Source organism: Vibrio minamisatsumaniensis, from assembly GCF_050337445.1.
Classification (GTDB): Bacteria; Pseudomonadota; Gammaproteobacteria; order Enterobacterales; family Vibrionaceae; genus Vibrio; species Vibrio artabrorum.
On sequence record NZ_JAKJSY010000002.1, the window covers coordinates 1 to 18,700 of the forward strand.

An 18,700-nucleotide genomic window follows, 5' to 3' on the forward strand; every position below is an offset into this window, starting at 1 on the left:
TCGCTGTGGCACACACTAACCAAAAAAAAGAAATAACCACAATATCTTTATTAAAATGTTTAATTTTAGGCAATTGAATATCCTTTTCACTGACCCAAAAAACCAATGACTATTGTTTCATCTCTCTCACTTCAGACAATGCTCTATTTAAGTTATCGTTAGCTACTTTATAATAAGACGGCTTCTTATCAATAGCTTGCTGTAAGTAGGGCACCGCTTCGTCTGGTTTTCCTTGTAAGATCAAAAAGTAACCCACATTATTTAACGCCTCTGCTGCATCCATATGCCTCATAAAGACATTGGTCGCCTTCTTAATATCTCCAGAAGCTAAATAAATCAGCGCTAGGTTGTTCTGAGCTTTTTCATTATTTGGTTCTATCTCTAGAGCTGAACGCGTGTATTGATAGGCTTGCTTATAGTTTCCATACATGTAGTGAGAATAGCCCATATTCAGTAATGCTTTGACCGATCTTTTATCAATAGCAAGTGCCTTTTTAAAATACGCCTGAGCTATCTGGTGTTTTCCTTCAACATCTTCTAAAACACCAAGCCCCATATAGGCTAATGCTGGAGAGCGACTGTCAACTTTATAAGCATCGACTTCGTCTATATCTAAGGCTTGATAACTTCTGATGGTAGTGCTGCTTTTTAATCGAACCTGATCGGCATTTATCGCTTTAAAAAAATAGCTGCGCCCTTCATCAATTCTACGTTGCTTCGTGTATAAACTGCCTAACTGTTCTAATGCATCTGTATGGGCAGGATTAAAGTCTAACGCAGCCAAGTACGCTTTTTCGGCTAGTGCATAATTTCCTCGTGAGGAATGTATTTGGCCGATAGTAAATAGCGTTTTGTCATGGAACTCTTTGTCAGCAAAGGATAGAGAACGTATATATTCATATAATGCCAAGTCTATGTTGTTATCTCGCAGAGCAATATCACCACGCATGATGGCTTCTTTCTCATTAAGAGGTGGATCATCACTGATTAAACTATCGATTGGTTTACCGGAATACAGCTCGGCGTCAAACTGGTTTGTTGGCACATCTGAAGAGGCGCACCCTAACAATAATATTGGCAACAGTAGAATAAGAAACTTATTATTAAAAATCATAAACTTGCTCCCGGCGCACTCAGTGCGTCCATGACAATCAGTAGTCCAGGGCCAAGTGCAACAATGAAAAAACAAGGCCAAATAAATATCAGCATTGGAAATAGCATTTTAGTCGGTATTTTTGCCGCGATTTCTTCAGCAGCTTGCTGGCGCTTGTCTCGAAAATCTTCCGTATAATCACGGAGGGTTTGCGCTAAGCTCCCTCCCATACGTGAAGCATGTGAAAGCAAAGAAACTAAGCCTTCCAATTCAACCAAACCGGTTCTTTCAATGAACTGCCTCAGCGCATCGGGCATCGTCACCCCAGCTTGAATTTTGGCAAAAACAGTGTCCAATTCATCCGCGAGTTCTGGCTGAGAAACATAAAGCTCTGATGCAACACGTCCCAATGCAGCATTAAAACCAAGCCCAGATTCGGTACACACGACGAGAAGATCAAGTGCATCTGGTACGCCATTTCTGATTTTTTTCTGACGTTCTTTTTGTAGTTTACTCAGAATAAAATTGGGCGTGAAAGTGCCAAGAAAAATACAAGTCATGATAAGTAAATTATTGTAGCTACCACCAAGTGATATGTAATAAACCATAAAAGCAGCGATAATCCCGACCAAACTCGATAAAACTTTCAACGCGTAAAAAACAGATAACGCCCTTTTTTCATGGAACCCAGCATGCATCAACTTTTCTGAGTAGGTTTCGTTGTCCTTTTTATTTCCTTTGCCAATAAAAGGGCTAAGCGACTCTAACGTATTAGAAAAATCATACTGCTTCTTGCTGTTCACCCCCCGCTCTTCAGAGATCTGTTTCAGTTTCTTATCCAAAGGAGAACGAGCACCTAACACCAGAAAGCCAACCGTCAATGTGAGTAATACAGTCGTAAGTAAAATCATCACGTAAATAATCATCTGAGGGCTGAGCCCAAAACCAGTTAGCATCTGCTTCCATACTTCAATATTGAATAGTTCCATGAGTTAAATCTCTATGCTGATGATCTTCTTAATCCATAACGCCCCAATCGCTAAAAGTACAATACCGACACTGACCATCGAAACACCTCGAGGATCTTGATATAAAGGCTCGATATATTCGGGGCTGGCTATTTTTAAAGCAAAAAATAAACCAAATGGGGATAGCGTTAAAATCCAAGCTGACAAACGACTTTCAGCAGACAGTGTTTTTATTTTTCTTTCTAGCTTGAAACGCGCTCTTAGTACTTCGGATACCTTTTGAAGATTCTCGGACAAGTTGCCTCCGGTCTCTTTTTGCAGCATCACCGCACTCGAAAAAGCTAACATTGATACGGTTGGCACTCGCTCCGCCATCTGCAGAATCGCCAACCGTAAATCATAACCATAATTGAGGAGGTTATAGGTATTTTTGAACTCAACGCCAATAGGGTCTGGCAGTTCCTCGCCAACCTCATTAAAGGATTGAACCAGCGGTTGTCCTGCTTGCAATGCACGTCGGATAATATCTAAAGCCTCAGGCAGTTGTTCTTCAAACCGAGCCATTCTGTAAGTCACTCGATTTTGCACAAAAAGATAAGCGATAACCCAAACAGAAATGAATGCTATAACATGAATAAACCACAGTTGGTTCGTGATCAGTGATATCAATGAGAGCAAAACACCACACAGCAAAACCGTAGACAAGAACCGAACTAGCGTTATTTTCATCCCCGCTAACTCCAACATTCTTTTTAGCCCAGCAAAAAAAGGAATCATCGTCAGCTTGCGATCTATTGGAGATAACTCTTTGTTATAATGGTCTTTAAGTAACGATAAACTCTCTTCATCAATATTACGTTGCGTCTCTTTCAACCGACGAGATAGCTCTCTATGCTTGGCTTTTTTCCCCGCAGCCGGTAATAACAAAGCCTGCGAGATAAAAAGTACCGCGATAAATAGCAGGGCTAATGAAACACTTACATTATCCATACCCCCTCCTTAACGATGAGTCTCAGTAAAGATCTCAAACGGCAGATCGAGACCACGTTTAACCAACTTATCATGGTGTTGTGGAACGACCCCTGTCGCCGTGAAATAGCCGATAATGTTGCCGTTTTCATCAACCCCTTTACGTTGAAAACGGAAGATTTCCGACATCGTAATCACCTCGCCCTCCATACCGTTGATTTCTTGAATGCTCACCATACGGCGCTTACCATCTTCTTGTCGTTCCATCTGTACGACAAGGTGAATAGCAGAAGCAATTTGAGCTCTTAAGTTTTTAGTGGATATATTCCAACCCGCCATCGAAAACATATTCTCAACACGGCTTAAGGCATCACGAGGAGTATTGGCATGGATAGTAGCCAGTGAGCCATCATGCCCAGTATTCATGGCCGCTAACATATCAACAGCTTCGCTACCACGCACCTCCCCAACCACGATTCGATCAGGACGCATACGTAGGGTGTTTTTCACCAACTCACGCTGATTGATTTCTCCCTTTCCTTCTAAGTTAGCAGGTCGGGTTTCTAAGCGAATAACATGTGGCTGTTGAAGTTGTAATTCCGCAGAATCTTCGATGGTAATAATGCGCTGATCACGAGGAATGAACCCAGAAAAGATATTGAGTGTTGTGGTTTTTCCTGAGCCCGTCCCTCCCGAAATGAGTATATTTAATTCTCCCTTAACCGCAGCTTCCACAAACTTGGCCATTTGAGGAGAAATTGAGTCATAGTCAATTAAGTTATCCATGGTCAAACGATCAACAGCAAAACGACGGATTGATACTGAGGGGCCATCAAGTGCCAAGGGAGGGATAATCGCATTGACCCTAGAGCCGTCGATAAGTCGAGCATCAACCATCGGTGACGCTTCATCGATACGACGTCCGACTTGGCTTACGATTCGGTCAATGATATTTCTTAAATGACGATCATCAAGAAACGTATAAGGTGTTTTTTCAAGCTTACCTCTTCGCTCTACATAAACACTTTTAGGTCCATTAACTAATATATCTGACACGGTTTGATCGGCGAGCAGGGGTTCTAATGGGCCGAGACCAAAAACTTCATCCTCAATCTGCTTGATGACCCTTTTTCTTCCTTCGGCACTTAAAGCATGACGACTATCTTCTGCCATTAACTGCACGATAGCATCATGTAAATCGACCTTAGCCCGCTCTTTTTCTAAACTTGACAGTAAACCGAGATCTAAAGTTTCAAGCAGTTGTTTGTGAAAAAAATGTTTGATAGAAAGCTCTTGCTCTAGAATTTTCCGAGCCTCATCCATCTCTTTTTCTGCATTTCCATTTGAGTTTTGAGGTTGACTAGGTACCTCAGCACTGGGTAAAGGTTCAACAGAATTGGCACTTTGGGCATCATGCGAAACCTGTTCAACTTTTTTTTCAAACTCTGGATTTACATTTTTTCGTTTAAAAAACATCACAATCCCTCGTGTTTATTTTTCATCAACCCATTATGAAAACAACTTTTTCAGCCACCCTTTCTCTTCTTGTTCTGGTGGTGATAGAACGTGAGACAAATCGATGATAGAGCGAGTAATCGAACTTTTTTTTCTCGACTGAACTAACGGTTGCCCCAAGTTGGCACTCTCCAGCGCCACTTTAAAGTCATTTGGCATTAGATGTATGTTGTGGTTACCTACCGCTTGCTCAATATCTTTTAACTTAATTGAATGTCGCTTTTCATATCGGTTGACAATGACTTCTATTGAATCACTTTGTAAGCCGTATTCGAATTTCAGAGCCTTGATTAACCGGCTTGTGTTTTTGACTGACACTAAACTTTGCTGCAAAACCAAAAGCACCTTGGTTGCGGGTGATATAGCAGATGCAAACACGTGATCTAAACCTCTTGAAAGATCGATGATCACATAAGGGTAGAAACGACGTAGTATCGGAAGCAACCGGCCTATTTTCTGTGCTTGTTCAAAATCATCAGCATTATTTTCATGCTTAAAGCTTAGGACATGTAGACCAGATTCGTGTTTATTAACTAATGTTCCTAAAGACATTTCATCCAAATCATTCGAGCTATTGATCGCATCAGAAACACTATGAGCTGGCACGATGTTCAAATAATCGGGTATAACGCCAAATTGAAGATCGATGTCGAGCAAAAGAACCTCGCCAGGATGCTGACTGGCCACTTCAATAGCCGTATTCAAAGCCAGAGTGGTCGCGCCCATTCCTCCCTTAGTATTCAAGAACAGGATAAACTCACCATAATTTGAGTTCTCTAGTTTTTCAGAAGCGGTTTTTTTCAATAAGGGGAGTAAATCTGTAAGGGTTACATTGTGAGATAAAAAATCTGAGGCCCCTAAACGCAAAGCGATTTTCAAGGAGCCACTATCACTTTCGTCACCGAGTACAATGAGAGACAAATCTATCTCTTCTAAAGATAAGTCATACCCTTGTAACTCAACCATTTTTTGCGCCCAATTCCCATCGGCTTCAACAAAAATAAGCTCTGGAACATCGGAATTTTTGAGATCTTCCTCACTCATAGCAGCAAGAGAAAACGTCGTCACATGAACATTTCGGCATTTTTTTAGCTCTTGGCTCATGTGTGAATGAAAACCATCAGTACCATAGAACAACCAAACTTTTAGATTGGTTCTTAAACGCGCAATATCATTCTCGTTAGGCGTTATTTTAATTGCTTCCCCCATCGTATCTCTCCTTTATAGAATAACTTATGGACACCTGTTCCTTGTTTCGGTGTCAGCTCTTACCACACCAAGACTTTCGGCAGGTAAAATCGTTTCAAACGAGGGCGCAGCCAAATAACCATCAGCACCTAAAAAACTCAGATTATTAATAAGTTGAATTCCGTAGCCTGTTGCTCTTGCTCTCACAAATTTAATGTTACTAAATCCTGGATCAGTATCGTAACCCGATGTGATTTCACTGCCATTAATATCTAGATAGGCAACCTCTAGATTAGCATCAGTAAAACCAATAAGCGGTAGTTCAGACACGACCATGCCAGCAATATTATCTCTATCTTCAACGTAGCAAACGGTGGCGAGTCTCGCTGCTTTTCTCGTCGCTTCACTCACTATTTGCAGCGAAAATACATAAGCGCCTAATGCTAAAATGAGAAACACCAATAGAAAAATAAAACCCGATACAATTGTAAACTCGATAATGGCGATCCCTTTCATACCCGTTTTAAACCTTTTCATCACAGAACCCTCATCACTGAAGTGACACTTAAAGGAATAGCAAGACTTTCAGAGGAGAAAGGAATCGACAAAAACTGCGGTATATAGTCATAGGTAACACTCACTCGTACATAGCTATCGCTAGTCGGTGGAGAGATGGTGACATCTGCGGTGGTCAAAGTAGAGAGTATGGCCGTCCCCACGCTATTTCGGCCATAGACCACTACATTTTGTATTTCAGAAATTGGGGCAATGGTTCCACCGACAGTTCCATAGACTTCACTAACCGCGTAACGAGCACCGTTTTGTACAGACTTGGAGATAACATTGTAGTGAATCAAAATATTGCCAAACTCAAGCACCAATATAAGAAAAAACAGCAAAACCGGTGTCGCAAAGACCATCTCAATAGCGGCAAACCCACGATTTTTTTGATTAAAACGTTTCATAATCAGGACTCCCCACTATTCGGGTCCTTATACAAAACAATCTTATAAGTCCCTTCCGTGGTTGATTCTGTGCTACCGGATCCGCTCGCGACACTGCAGGAATGAATAAATTCACCAAATACCGCGGGAGTTCCAGAGTTGTTGGTCGGTGCTTTTTGCAATAAAAAGAAGCAGCCAATCTTGTTCACGGTAAAATCCGTCGCACCGCCACTTTTTCCAGAGCAGTCCAGCATTGGAATGGATAAAATACGACGCCAAGCCACGCCATTAGAAGCACAACCAGAACCATTGTTGGCAATACACGCATTGGTATCTGACTCGTATTGAGCATAGCTATAACTGCCATCTGAATCGATCTCACCAGTATTAGCATCAATCGTTATTTCATCCGTAGGTTCAGTTATCACATAATCTGAAGGGTAATCGGACGCTGACAAGCCACCGCCATAATCACCAAAACGAGTATTCAAACCATCACCAGTAGGGCCAACCGTACCACCGGGTTTCGTCGTCACATCTTCACCGATTTGAACTGGCTGATCATAGCTACCTCCTAAGCCTTCTTTGACCGTTTTACCACCAGAGCCAAAATCGAGTAAGTGATAGTTACCATTCCCCATTTCAGATAAGCTACTGTCTCCCACCTTCAAGGCATGTACCGTCCCGACTTCATAACCAAAAACATTCGTTATTGCTTCACCGGTTTCATCATGGAAGCCATCTTCATTGATATCATTATCCGACGAGCCATCACCAATACAGACACCAATAGGTACAACATTATTCACAACAACCTGCCCAGAACTTGGCCCTGCAACCGCACTGGCTGACACCGCTTTTTCCAAACCAAACATTTGGATAAAAAACTCATCCATATCTAATGAGTCCACTCGAACACGCACATAGACATCATCATCAACACCAAAAGTGGCGGTTCCAGTAAAGTCTTGAGGGTTGTTCGAATAATCAATATTTATCGATGCGGTACTAAAATCAAACTCATGATTCCCGGTTGAAGCTGCCATCGCATTTAATGCGGCTTCTATTTCAGCGTCTACGGCGTCTTTATCTTTACTGTTATCCAAAATGGTCGCAGCAGCCAATGCCGCTGAATCGACGGCGTTTTGTAAGCGTGTTTTGTTTACAACCATATGGTTGATATCCACCGCTAACGCTGAGACGACTAAAAAGACCAACAAGGCAGCAGTAATCATGATCACCACTAATCCTTTCTGTTTTTTCGGACTTTGTGATACTCGATACAACATATGAGTACCTCCAGATTTAATTAAACTCTTCTAAGATCTGGCTACTGCTTCCGGACAGATCGTTTTCACCTCTGCCGACATATCTATCGTAACCAGTCTGCATCCGCTCCCCTGTACCATCCGGCACGACGAGTAAATTCTCTTGGGTCGCATTAGGGTTATACGTTTGCTCTGTTTTTACCTGCACAACCGAATACCCTAAACGAGCATCATTCGCACAGCCAACTAACATCATCACGAGAAAGACCATCATTATTCTAATCATATCTATCTCCTTATAAATCATGTCCAAATGAGCCTTCACTACCACCCTCGGTCGAAGGGATATCTTGTTGAGCTTGAGACTCGTCTGAATTCGAACTCGACGGTTCAGCAATGTAAGCACTTCTACCTAACAAGTAATATTCCAAGTCATTCGGATTCACGAAAGCATCCGTCGGTAACGTCACTTTGTTTCTATCGATAGGCTTTGCTAACCTTGGCGTCACTAAAATCACCAATTCAGTCTCACCTGATACGTACTCTTGACTATTAAAAAGCTGGCCTAAAATGGGGATATCACCGACACCCGGCATTTTATTACTGATATCTCGAACGTTTTCGCTCAATAAACCGGCTATACCAATGGTTTGCCCATCAGCAAGCTCAAGCGTAGAAGAAGTACTTCGACGTGTAATCGGCGGGATAAAATAGGTCGCATTCGTTGAACCCGGGTCGATAGTCAACGAGCTGCTATTGGCAATTTCACTCACATCTACCGCCAAATTGAGGTTGATTTTTTTGTCGCTAAGTACGGTTGGTATAAATTTAAGGCCAACCCCATACTCTTTGTATTCAATCGTAATACCATCTTCATCGGGCACAGGAATCGGAAACTCACCACCCGCTAAAAACTCAGCCTTAGACCCACTTAATGCGGTTAGATTCGGTTCCGCTAATACTTTCGCGACGCCATTTTGTTTTGCGACATCCAACGCAAAAGTAAATAGGGTATTACTATCAATAAATGATCCTAAAATGCCGTAGTCCGTCGATGTCGGTATATTGAAAATAGGCGTCGCTCCTAATACTCCGGCTGGTACGGAGGATGCTCCCCAAGAGAAGTCAGACCCACTGGTTTGGAAGAAGTGAAAATTGGCATCAAACTTTCTCACTAAGCTTCTTTGAACCTCAGCAACGGTAACTTCTAACATCACCTGTTGCGCACCACCAATCGACATCAAATTAATCACGCCCGTGGCTGCGGCCTGTTCGCTACCGCTTTCATTCGATTCATCCGCCGTTTGACCCGAAGAATACGTTTCAGCGATTCTCATCGCTACATTCATTTGTTGTTGATTACTCACTTGACCACTCAATAACAGACGATTTTGCGCGCTATGTACCTCTATCGTTTCATCCGGTAAGAACTCATATAATTTAGCTTTTAAGCTGTTGATATCATGAGTCACTTCTATATTTATTGATTCAATCAACTGACCTCTTGAATCCCAGGCCATTAAATTCGTCGCGCCTAAGGCCTTACCAATTAAAAATAACTCATTGGATTTCAACATCACAATGTCAAGCACGTCCGGATCGCCAAGCGATACTCTGCTGGCTTTTCCGGACAAAAGCACATGCGTTGATTTATGATGAGGGACCGTCACGGTTTTACCCGTTTGCAAAGCCGCTAAGCTTAACGAACTAAAAAAAATCAGGCTCAAAATACACGTTATTATTATTTTCATACCTCACCTCAATCCTTGACGCGAACACTGGATGCTTGTGTGCCTTTGATGATGGTTACACTCGGTCTAGGTACGTACCGACGAACAACCTTCTTCTCAATTTCGTGAGGGTTTCTCAAAGTAAGCTGAATGCTGCCTTTACTCTTCGCTGTTAATAATTTCTCAGCATCTTGAGGGGAAACCTCTAACGTTACCGCTCGTACGATAATCGGGCTGTTTTCTTTGGTTTTGGCGGTTTGGTCTACGGCAAGCACTTTAATATTTTTCAGCACGGTACGAGTGGTTGCAGAATTTTTGCTGTAGGACACCGTATTAAGAATATCGACCTTATTACCGGGTAATAGAAAGCCAGCCACACCAATCACGTCATCAACTCGTATTGTGACTGCACGTCTATTTTCAGGTATCAGCGCCGCTAACGTCGCTCCCTCTCCTGAAATCGTGAAACGCATTTTATGAAGCACTTCGCCTTCATAAACCGTATTCGCTGCGATCTGACCGACGACTTCTGACGCATCGGAGTAATTGTTTTCATTAATCCAATTTACTTCCATCAGTTTGGTGGTTAAAAACTGCGGCTCAATAACGGTTCCGGCTTCAATGTCTTGGGAAGCGACCACAATGGGATGACGCTCCACGGTCTCAACCTCAACGGTGGGTTGAACTTGGTTGTCCATCCACTGCTTAGCAAAAAATACAGCCGCTAAACCAAAGACGACGGACAGTAAAAACAGTAGGAAAACTTGACTCTTATTCATTATTTTCGTCCTCGATTCCATCAGAGGTAAAATAGACTTCCCATGCCATGGAAAGAATATCGAATGTAATAACAGGTGGGAGCTGTTCAAACGAGAGAATATCTTTGCTAATACCAACGAGGTCTTTCGGTAAACAAGGGAAATGTGGCACCTTATAAAGTGTGTGCATTTGAGATAAACGCTCAAAGAATCCGTCTTGAAGTTCGAGCTCTTTCTCTGCGACAACGCTCATCCATAAAGCTTCATAATCTCTTGGGTTAAGAGGCTTAAATTCAATCTTGTAACCCAATCGACGTAGAAATGCAGGATCGCTTATTTTCTTCGGATTCAAGTTAGTAGAGAAGGCGAGTGTTAGCACAAACGGCATCGTGATTTGTTGGCCGTTCGGTAATGATAAATAGTCAAAGGCATATTCCATCGGAACAATCCAACGGTTGAGCAAAGTATCAACGGGCATTGGTTGACGGCCAAGGTCATCAATAACAAAAATCCCATTGTTTGCCATCATTTGTACTGGAGCTAGCCAGACACGGCTATTCTCTGAATGATTGACTTCAAGCATATCCATGGTGAGCTCTCCACCAACCTGAATATTGGGTCTTTCACAATTAAGCCAACGCTTATCGTATTGATCTTTAAGAGAGATAACTTTATCACTACCATTACTGTCCAACGACTTGTGATGTTGTGCAGAGAACACCTTGATAATGTTACCTAATGCATAGACAGCATAAGGAATAAACACTGAGGTGTGCAAAGCATTCACAATACGACTCGCGACAAATGTTTTCCCTGTTCCGGCATGTCCATATAACAACAAAGCACGTCCAGAATTGATGGCCGGTCCCAGCACTGAAATCATTTTGTCGACACCATAGACATCACTCAGTGCAGCTTCGACATGTGGCCGAGTCACTAATTCGGCTCTTAAGTCTTGCTGCTTAACCACATCACTGTATTGAGCAAGTGAAACAGGGGCTGGCCCTAAGTAAGCATCGCGTTTGAAAGCAAGATCCGCTTCTTCAAGTCCTTTCTCAGAAAGGGAGTAACGAACATGACTATGAGAGACGGATGAGAGCGTAAGATCGGAAGTCGGTTGAAACACCTCAATGAACGATTTTTGCCTTAAAACAGCCAGTGCACTTTCCACAATATGGGTAACAACACATAAATAATTAGAAAGTTCCAACACATCCGATTTAGGGTAAGCAGACAGGTGTTTGAGTACGAGATTTTCAATCACAACTTCAGGAATACCTAACATATCAAGAGATGTAGGAACAGTAGGCGCTGAAATTTGAGGCGTTAACGTTGTTGGAGCAGCTCGTCCTATAATAACCATATATTATTCCTCTCCACAAAACGAACCAACAACAGGTCTAAGTAAAATAGCTATACATCGCTAGCCCGATAACAACTGAGGGGGCAAAAGGCATCGTCACCTTATTTGAATATCTAGCGTGCAAACGAGAATTTTCATCTAAAACTGGCGCGACTCCACCAAGCACAATCAACTTATTTTCAAAATATCCTTTGACACTAAGACTGTTCGAGTTGGCATAGTTATAGAGCAGGTAGAAAGCCCCGATCACTCCAGAAGCAAGTAAGATAAAATACGACGCATCCAGTAATTGTCCCCAACCAAGATACATCCCTACAACGCCTAATAACTTCGCATCACCAGCGGACATCGCTCTCATAAAATACAAAAACAGCCCAAAAACCAAAAGCACCACAAAGCCAGCTAAGGACATAACAAAAACATCGAAGGTATAATTGCTGTCAAACATTGATAAAAAGTAAACAAACAAAAAGAGAATCAATATTTTGTTTGGTATACGATGTTTCTCAACATCGTATACCGAAACTGCAATTAGTAATGCCCAAAAAGCGGAAGGCTCATTAATCATAAACTCTATTTATACACTCGATATAATGCTCTGAAACTTACTAAGTAAGGCAATTGCCATTCCAGAAAAAACGAATCCAACAGCAAGAACCAGTGAAGCAGCGCCAATCACATACTCAACCGTCGTTAACCCCGATTGTCTTTTCAATCTGTTGTTATTCATAACTTGAACCACTAACCAACATTGGCAACAATAGCATTTAGTTTATTTGCTAGAGTACTACCTAAGCCAGAAAATACCGTTGTTAAGCCTAACACCAATAATGCTGCACCGATTACATATTCGATCACAGTCAACCCTTCTTCATCTTTCATGAATTCTTTACAATTATTCAAAAACTTATCCATGAGAACCTCTCCTTGATTTACGTATCAGGCTTTGTTTACCTGTAAACTAAATCTAGAGGTGAGCGATATATTAGGTTAGGATTTTCTTGCCATTTACTTGCACTTTTCTGTGGTACTTCTAATCTAATTATTATGCATCGTAATTTGTCTATTTTTAAATCCACTGTTGAATATGAAATAGAGTTGGTATTTATATGAAAATAGTAACACCTTTATTGTCAGATAAAGAGAGTGAATTTAATGCTGTTATTATCAATAAAATAAGGCACTACTTCCCTATAGAGAATTATAAGCAAGATATATCTATAATCAGTAACTTAGATGTCAGACTGGTATTTTTCATATTAAATAGAACGGATAAACTTCAACTACTTACAATGGCATTATCTATTTGTGAAAATTTTAACAAGAGAATAATCATCATTTGCTCAGACCCGTTACCTAATATCGTTCGACATCATAAGAATATATTTTTTATTATCGAAATAAACAGTAATCATCTGACCAGTACATTCGAAGAACTTAAGCGCAAAACACAGCATATCTTCGACCCTCACTTTGATTTCGACAGAGACATAAATAACAATAATCAACTGCCTACTAAATGGTTTACTTCTGAGGTGGTTAACTATGTTTTGGATAACATCAACAAAAAGGTTAGAGAAACGGAGATCGCGGAGAAATGTTACTGCTCAACAACCTACTTTTCCAAAAAATTTCACCTACACTTTGGAGTAAGCTTTAGAGATTATGTTTGTGATAAACGAATCCAGTTGGCTAAGAAGCTAATTGAAGCGGATACTGAATCAAAAATAGCGGTAATTGCTTATCAATGTGGACACAAGGACGTGTCGTACTTTTCGAGAATATTTAAAAAAAAGACAGGAGTAACCCCCGCAAGCTACAGACGAGCCTGCATAGATAACAGAAAACGCTAATTTTACTCCCTAAAAGAAAAAATCATGGTACATTTAACATGAAATTAACAAAAATAACTTAGCGAAAAACATGGAGTTAGACAATGATTCAGCCTAACGAGTTTAGCCAAGAACACGCAACAGCTCTCTCTACACCCAGTGATATGATTTTAAGATGGGCAAAAGAACGCCCTAACGAAGTCTATTTAAAACAAATTATTAATCGCCAGTTTGTCGAATTCACTTATAAAGAAGTCGCCGACAAAGCTCTAAAACTGGCGGCAGCATTAGAAGGATTAGGAGCACAACCTGGCGATCGAATCGCTTTGGTGTCCAAAAACTGTGCAGAGTGGTTTATCTCTGATCTTGCGATGATGTTAGGAGATTTTGTCAGCGTCCCAATCTTTCCAACAGCGGGGGCAGACACTATTCAATACTGTATTGAGCACAGTGAAAGTAAAATTGTGATTGCAGGTAAACTTGACGATCCCGTAGCAACCCAAAAAGTACTTGATGAGAACCCGAGTTTAATCAGTATCTCGTTACCTTATGATAGCGCTGCAAACTGCCAATATACGTTTGAAGAACTCATCGCGACACATGAGCCCTCAACGAAGCACCCTCATCATTACGATGATAAACTCATGTCGCTTGTCTACACATCGGGCACGTCTGGACTACCGAAAGGGGCAATGCTCACATACGGAGCCTTTACGTGGTCAGTTCAACGACTCATCGATCATATTGGAATCCAACCCGGTGATCGCCTGTTCTCTTATCTACCACTTGCTCATATTACAGAGCGAGTTTACATCTTCGGCTCTTCCGTTATGGGAGGGGTCGTTACCGCTTTCCCTGAATCTTTAGATACGTTCATTGATGACGTGAAAATGCATCGACCAACCCTATTTATTTCAGTTCCTCGTTTATGGACCCTATTTCAACAACGAATCCAAGATAAATTACCGCAGAAGAGACTGAATTTCTTACTCAAGATCCCAGTCATTAATAGCATCATTAAGAAAAAACTGGCCGATGGTCTCGGGTTAGATAAGGCTCGAGTTCTGGGTTGTGGCTCTGCACCGGTCTCTCCGGCTCTACTCGCATGGTATGAGAGTGTTGGCCTGCATATCACAGAAGCATGGGGGATGACGGAGTCGTTTGCTTACAGCACCCTCAACTACCCATTTAGAGCCGATAAAATTGGTACTGTTGGTAATGCAGGTCCGGGAATTGAGCTCAAGATAGCCGCAGACGAAGAGATATTGGTTCGAAGTAAGGGGCTATTCTCTGGCTACTATAAAAATGACATTGCAACTCAAGAATCTTTTGATTCAGAGGGTTGGCTACATACTGGTGATATCGGTGATATTGATAATGAAGGTTACCTAACCATTCGCGGGCGTAAAAAAGACACCTTTAAAACCGCTAAAGGTAAGTTTGTGGCTCCCGTTCCAATCGAGAACAAACTCTTTGAATACAGCCGCGTAGAGATGATGTGTCTGATTGGCCTAGGTTTACCCGCCCCGATCTTACTTGTCGTTCCTCATGACTTTCCTAATTTTGATCGAACTCGATATGAAAAGACAAGTCAGCGAGTTATCGAGAAAATTAACCGACAGCTTGCCTCTCATGAAAAGATAAAGGGTGTACTGATGATTAAGGACCCGTGGAGCATTGAGAATGGTGTATTAACACCTACTCTCAAAATAAAACGACATATCCTTGAACAGAAATACCATGAAATTGGGCATAACTGGCCCAAAGACAAGCTCGTCGTTTGGGAGGAGTAATCTGAATAGAGAAGGAGCCCTGTGGCTCCTTTTTTGTAAGTTCAACTTATAGATATTTAGTGTAATCAGCTGCATCATCGCTCCCATTGTCCAAACCGATGTCCCCCCTCATTTGATAGCTCAGCGACTCCAAACTAATAACCTGTCTCGATTTAACCAGCTTACTTGCCTTGGTTTTAAGCATCTGATTAACAAGTCTGCTGGCCCAACAGTGTATTGCTTTCATTTTCTCTCTCTTGTATTCCTTGTTTATTTATCGCTATTATGGAAATAACAGGTTCGATAAGCGAACAACCATTGTTAACAAGGACTATAAGCTGAGATTATGGACAATAGACGGTTCTGTCGCAAACTTTGAGTCATTAAGTTAAGATTTGTTTCATTTCTATTCATGAGACTGATTCTTAATGTTTAAAGGCTGCCACTTCCCCTCTGAAGTTATTCTCGAAACCGTACGTTATTATCTCGCCTATAAACTCAGTTATCGTGAAATTGAAGAGATTCAATTAGAGCGCGGAGTCGTTGTGGATCACGCCACGATTAATCGTTGGGTTATCAAATTTACGCCAGTATTAGAGCACTGAGCGAGGCGTAGAAAGAAGCCCGTATCTGACTCGTGGCGAATGGATGAAACCTACATCAAAGTAAAAGGTAAGTGGGTCTACTACTATCGAGCGGTCGATAAGTTTGGAAACGTGGTCGATTATTATCTTAGCCCGAACCGTGATGAGGCAGCGGCTAAAGCCTTTCTGAATAAGGCCATCGCCCAAAATGGTTTACCAAGCAAAATTGTCATCGATGGAAGTAAGAGTAATACCAATCCGGAAAATTAACTGATCAGGTCAATCTAATCCCTTGTACACATTTTTGTGACGCGATCTTTGCACTCAAGAAATCCATTCCAAGCGCTACAAATCTTGGAAACAATGTCCTCATAGTTTTCGAAGCTTTGGTTCGCTAAGTAGTGTTGTCGTAGCCAACTCCATACTTGCTCTATCGGGTTAAGTTCAGGTGAGTATGGTGGCAATTTAATGATACTGACATTATCAAATGGGTGAGCAATATCATCGGTATGCCATCCTGCGCCATCCATAATTACCACTGAATGACGGTCTTTTTCTGTGACTTTAGATATCTGCTCTAGATGATTTATCATGATGTCTTTGTTAACCCAAGGGACGACCATTGCTTCACCAATCCCTCTCGATGGGCACACTGAGCCAAACAAATAAGCGTATTCAAATTGCTGTTGTTTTACAACACGAGGCCTTGTTCCACGAGTTGGCCAAATCGAGCTTCGTCTTGAAACCAAACATCAACACTCTCTAGCCCAATATGGCCGGGGATCTTAAGGATCGTTTCGATTTGGAATTTTTTTAAAATCGTCTTGTATTTGCTGTGATTGTTTAGGGTGTTTGGAGCGAGAGGTTATCCAAGAAAACCCCATGTGGTCGAGGAGATAATAGATGGAATTAGGGTGGTAGTGCTTGTCAAAGTGTTTAACGATGTAGTCATGTATATCGCTTCCGACAAGGCGGCCACCAGAAGGTGACTCAGCTTCTTTCTTTATGAAGGCACTGAGTTGAGCCCGCTGCTCATCGGAGAGGTATGCAGGTCTGCCAGTACGAGGTTTTTCTTGAAGCCCTTCCAATCCATCTTCAAGAAATATTTGAACCCATTTGTTTACACTGGTTCGACTGACTTTAAGGTATTTGGCAATTTGAGTGCGCGAGTGACCTTCTTTGAAGTGGGCAGTGCTAGCAAACGAACCTTCATTTGAATGGTTTTTTGTTGGCTTGCTAGCTTTTTAAAATCTGTATTATTAAGGCTGTTCATAGCGATTTTCTGCAAGAGTTCGATGGCCTCAATTAGATCATATTTTTACTTTAATTGGTATAACTACGCGGCCATTGATTCTATGAATATTCAGCTATGGTTGACGGGTTACTTTATGCTCTCACTGGTAGAGATATTAGACATTAAATATCTGAACAATATCGTTGAGCAGAGTCACCGTTGGGTGAAGCAGAAAACGCGTCAAGCGCTGGGTTGGAAATCAATGGAAGGAGCCTTGGCAAGTTTGCACGGACGAGAAATGTGGACGATGTTGAAACAAGACCAGATAGATGTTGAAGGGCAGACGGCCTTTGAGCTATTCTACGCACTCGCAGTATAATTGTATCTGTAGTATGGGTCTATCACGCCTCTAACTATATTTGCGACAGAACCCTTTCACGTGCTATTTTTAAAGAGGTATTAGGATAAGTACCCAGCGTCAGGTTGATACGCTTAGCGAGTACAGGGTGGGTATAGTTGAGAAGCCAGGTCTTAGTACCGTTCGTTTTAACACGAAGGCGTAAACCGTTACCGTCAGACAAGATGTATTCCTTGCCTTTCGGTTTTGCATTTTTGATTTGAGTTTCTGTCAGAGGTTTGACTTGTTTTGCCATGATGGTACACCGTTAAATTGAACACAGTGACAATGTACCCAATGGTGTACCGTCCAAACCACGTGACCCAGCGATGCTATTCGTCATAAAGCGACGCATAGACCTAGATAACACGGGATTTCAGGCAAAAAAAAAGACGTCCTAAGACGTCTTTCTTCAATGGTTTGGCGGAGTGGACGGGACTCGAACCCGCGACCCCCGGCGTGACAGGCCGGTATTCTAACCAACTGAACTACCACTCCGCAGTGTCTATTCAGCTTAAAGCAATTTGAGCCTGACGATGTCCTACTCTCACATGGGGACGCCCCACACTACCATCGGCGCTATTGTGTTTCACTTCTGAGTTCGGCATGGAATCAGGTGGGTCCACAATGCTATGGTCGTCAAACAAATTCGGTTGTTAACTTGATGAATCAAATCAACTAAATAGTGGTGCTGATACCCAGACTCGAACTGGGGACCTCACCCTTACCAAGGGTGCGCTCTACCGGGCTGAGCTATATCAGCAATTCAAAAACCGTTTAAAAACGATTTTGAAAACTTTTTGTCTTCTCTTTTCAAAAAAGTGAAAATAAATTTGGAGCCTGGCGATGTCCTACTCTCACATGGGGAAGCCCCACACTACCATCGGCGCTATTGTGTTTCACTTCTGAGTTCGACATGGAATCAGGTGGGTCCACAATGCTATGGTCGCCAAGCAAATTTTGCTTTTACTTTCAGTTTTTTAAAAACTGAAGGCAAAATAATCTGGAAAACTGATTTAAAAGTCTATCTCTTCAAACGCATTCAAGGTCTGGTCTTTCTTTGAGCCCACAAAACCCCTTGGGTG

Annotated in this window: 18 protein-coding genes, 2 tRNA genes, 2 rRNA genes and 3 pseudogenes; 4 read left to right on the plus strand and 21 right to left on the minus strand. The window is 41.8% G+C overall.

Annotation, left to right across the window (positions count from 1 at the left end):
* Nucleotides 1-109: 109 nt before the first annotated feature.
* The 15 genes from L4B77_RS00290 to L4B77_RS00360 are packed head-to-tail and all read right to left on the minus strand — an operon-like array spanning nucleotide 110 to nucleotide 12,711.
* The gene (locus tag L4B77_RS00290; RefSeq protein WP_429748088.1) at nucleotides 110-1,114 is read right to left on the minus strand and encodes a tetratricopeptide repeat protein; all 1,005 of its coding nucleotides are present in this window, start codon (nucleotides 1,112-1,114) and stop codon (nucleotides 110-112) included.
* Complete coding sequence (locus tag L4B77_RS00295) at nucleotides 1,111-2,082, minus strand: type II secretion system F family protein (protein ID WP_429748089.1); 972 nt, start codon at nucleotides 2,080-2,082, stop codon at nucleotides 1,111-1,113. Before L4B77_RS00295 ends, L4B77_RS00290 begins: the two co-directional genes overlap by 4 nt.
* A 3-nt stretch (nucleotides 2,083-2,085) precedes the next feature.
* Nucleotides 2,086-3,051: a type II secretion system F family protein gene (locus L4B77_RS00300; RefSeq protein WP_261837966.1), complete on the minus strand. Its 966-nt coding sequence runs from the start codon at nucleotides 3,049-3,051 to the stop codon at nucleotides 2,086-2,088.
* Between the two features lie 9 nt (nucleotides 3,052-3,060).
* Nucleotides 3,061-4,506, minus strand: coding sequence for a TadA family conjugal transfer-associated ATPase (locus L4B77_RS00305; RefSeq protein ID WP_261837967.1), 1,446 nt, complete (start codon nucleotides 4,504-4,506; stop codon nucleotides 3,061-3,063).
* Between the two features lie 33 nt (nucleotides 4,507-4,539).
* Nucleotides 4,540-5,754, minus strand: coding sequence for an AAA family ATPase (locus tag L4B77_RS00310; RefSeq protein ID WP_429748090.1), 1,215 nt, complete (start codon nucleotides 5,752-5,754; stop codon nucleotides 4,540-4,542).
* 24 nt (nucleotides 5,755-5,778) lie between these two features.
* Complete coding sequence (locus L4B77_RS00315; protein ID WP_261837969.1) at nucleotides 5,779-6,270, minus strand: TadE/TadG family type IV pilus assembly protein; 492 nt, start codon at nucleotides 6,268-6,270, stop codon at nucleotides 5,779-5,781.
* Entirely contained in the window at nucleotides 6,270-6,698 is a 429-nt protein-coding gene (locus L4B77_RS00320; RefSeq protein ID WP_261837970.1) for a TadE/TadG family type IV pilus assembly protein, read from the minus strand. Before L4B77_RS00320 ends, L4B77_RS00315 begins: the two co-directional genes overlap by 1 nt.
* A gap of 2 nt (nucleotides 6,699-6,700) precedes the next feature.
* On the minus strand, nucleotides 6,701-7,966 hold the full coding sequence (locus L4B77_RS00325) for a Tad domain-containing protein (RefSeq protein ID WP_429748091.1): 1,266 nt from the start codon (nucleotides 7,964-7,966) through the stop codon (nucleotides 6,701-6,703).
* A gap of 16 nt (nucleotides 7,967-7,982) precedes the next feature.
* A complete protein-coding gene (locus tag L4B77_RS00330; protein WP_429748092.1) occupies nucleotides 7,983-8,252 on the minus strand; it encodes a hypothetical protein in 270 nt (89 codons plus the stop codon).
* Complete coding sequence (locus L4B77_RS00335; protein WP_429748093.1) at nucleotides 8,242-9,696, minus strand: type II and III secretion system protein family protein; 1,455 nt, start codon at nucleotides 9,694-9,696, stop codon at nucleotides 8,242-8,244. Before L4B77_RS00335 ends, L4B77_RS00330 begins: the two co-directional genes overlap by 11 nt.
* Nucleotides 9,697-9,704: 8 nt before the next feature.
* Nucleotides 9,705-10,454, minus strand: a complete 750-nt coding sequence (cpaB, locus tag L4B77_RS00340; RefSeq protein WP_261837974.1) for a Flp pilus assembly protein CpaB — start codon at nucleotides 10,452-10,454, stop codon at nucleotides 9,705-9,707.
* Nucleotides 10,447-11,796, minus strand: a complete 1,350-nt coding sequence (locus L4B77_RS00345) for a DUF8689 domain-containing protein (RefSeq protein ID WP_429748094.1) — start codon at nucleotides 11,794-11,796, stop codon at nucleotides 10,447-10,449. Before L4B77_RS00345 ends, cpaB begins: the two co-directional genes overlap by 8 nt.
* A gap of 37 nt (nucleotides 11,797-11,833) precedes the next feature.
* Nucleotides 11,834-12,364 carry an A24 family peptidase gene (locus L4B77_RS00350; protein WP_261837976.1) on the minus strand — a complete coding sequence of 177 codons (531 nt, stop codon included), beginning with the start codon at nucleotides 12,362-12,364 and terminating at the stop codon, nucleotides 11,834-11,836.
* 9 nt (nucleotides 12,365-12,373) lie between these two features.
* Nucleotides 12,374-12,526, minus strand: coding sequence for a hypothetical protein (locus L4B77_RS00355; protein ID WP_261837977.1), 153 nt, complete (start codon nucleotides 12,524-12,526; stop codon nucleotides 12,374-12,376).
* Between the two features lie 11 nt (nucleotides 12,527-12,537).
* Nucleotides 12,538-12,711 carry a Flp family type IVb pilin gene (locus tag L4B77_RS00360; RefSeq protein ID WP_261837978.1) on the minus strand — a complete coding sequence of 58 codons (174 nt, stop codon included), beginning with the start codon at nucleotides 12,709-12,711 and terminating at the stop codon, nucleotides 12,538-12,540.
* 194 nt (nucleotides 12,712-12,905) lie between these two features.
* Between L4B77_RS00360 and L4B77_RS00365 the strand changes: the two genes are divergently transcribed.
* From L4B77_RS00365 to L4B77_RS00375, 3 genes and pseudogenes are all read left to right on the plus strand, one after another.
* The gene (locus L4B77_RS00365; RefSeq protein ID WP_429748095.1) at nucleotides 12,906-13,649 is read left to right on the plus strand and encodes a helix-turn-helix domain-containing protein; all 744 of its coding nucleotides are present in this window, start codon (nucleotides 12,906-12,908) and stop codon (nucleotides 13,647-13,649) included.
* 83 nt (nucleotides 13,650-13,732) lie between these two features.
* Nucleotides 13,733-15,421, plus strand: coding sequence for an AMP-binding protein (locus L4B77_RS00370; protein WP_429748096.1), 1,689 nt, complete (start codon nucleotides 13,733-13,735; stop codon nucleotides 15,419-15,421).
* A gap of 407 nt (nucleotides 15,422-15,828) precedes the next feature.
* A pseudogene (locus L4B77_RS00375) lies at nucleotides 15,829-16,236 on the plus strand (IS6 family transposase); the annotation flags it as partial.
* A 32-nt stretch (nucleotides 16,237-16,268) separates the two neighbouring features.
* Here the strand turns inward: L4B77_RS00375 and L4B77_RS00380 are convergent.
* Nucleotides 16,269-17,257, minus strand: a pseudogene (locus L4B77_RS00380) (IS630 family transposase).
* A 61-nt stretch (nucleotides 17,258-17,318) separates the two neighbouring features.
* On the opposite strand from L4B77_RS00380, the pseudogene L4B77_RS00385 reads away from it, so the two are divergent.
* A pseudogene (locus L4B77_RS00385) lies at nucleotides 17,319-17,597 on the plus strand (IS6 family transposase); the annotation flags it as partial.
* Between the two features lie 34 nt (nucleotides 17,598-17,631).
* On the opposite strand, the gene L4B77_RS00390 reads toward L4B77_RS00385, so the two are convergent.
* From L4B77_RS00390 to rrf (L4B77_RS00410), 5 genes are all read right to left on the minus strand, one after another.
* Complete coding sequence (locus L4B77_RS00390) at nucleotides 17,632-17,871, minus strand: integrase arm-type DNA-binding domain-containing protein (RefSeq protein ID WP_429748097.1); 240 nt, start codon at nucleotides 17,869-17,871, stop codon at nucleotides 17,632-17,634.
* A gap of 165 nt (nucleotides 17,872-18,036) precedes the next feature.
* Nucleotides 18,037-18,113: transfer RNA gene (locus tag L4B77_RS00395), tRNA-Asp, on the minus strand.
* A gap of 30 nt (nucleotides 18,114-18,143) precedes the next feature.
* Nucleotides 18,144-18,259, minus strand: a 5S ribosomal RNA gene (gene rrf, locus L4B77_RS00400).
* A gap of 42 nt (nucleotides 18,260-18,301) precedes the next feature.
* Nucleotides 18,302-18,378: transfer RNA gene (locus L4B77_RS00405), tRNA-Thr, on the minus strand.
* Nucleotides 18,379-18,453: 75 nt separating this feature from the next.
* Nucleotides 18,454-18,569 (minus strand): 5S ribosomal RNA (rrf, locus tag L4B77_RS00410).
* Nucleotides 18,570-18,700: the final 131 nt, after the last annotated feature.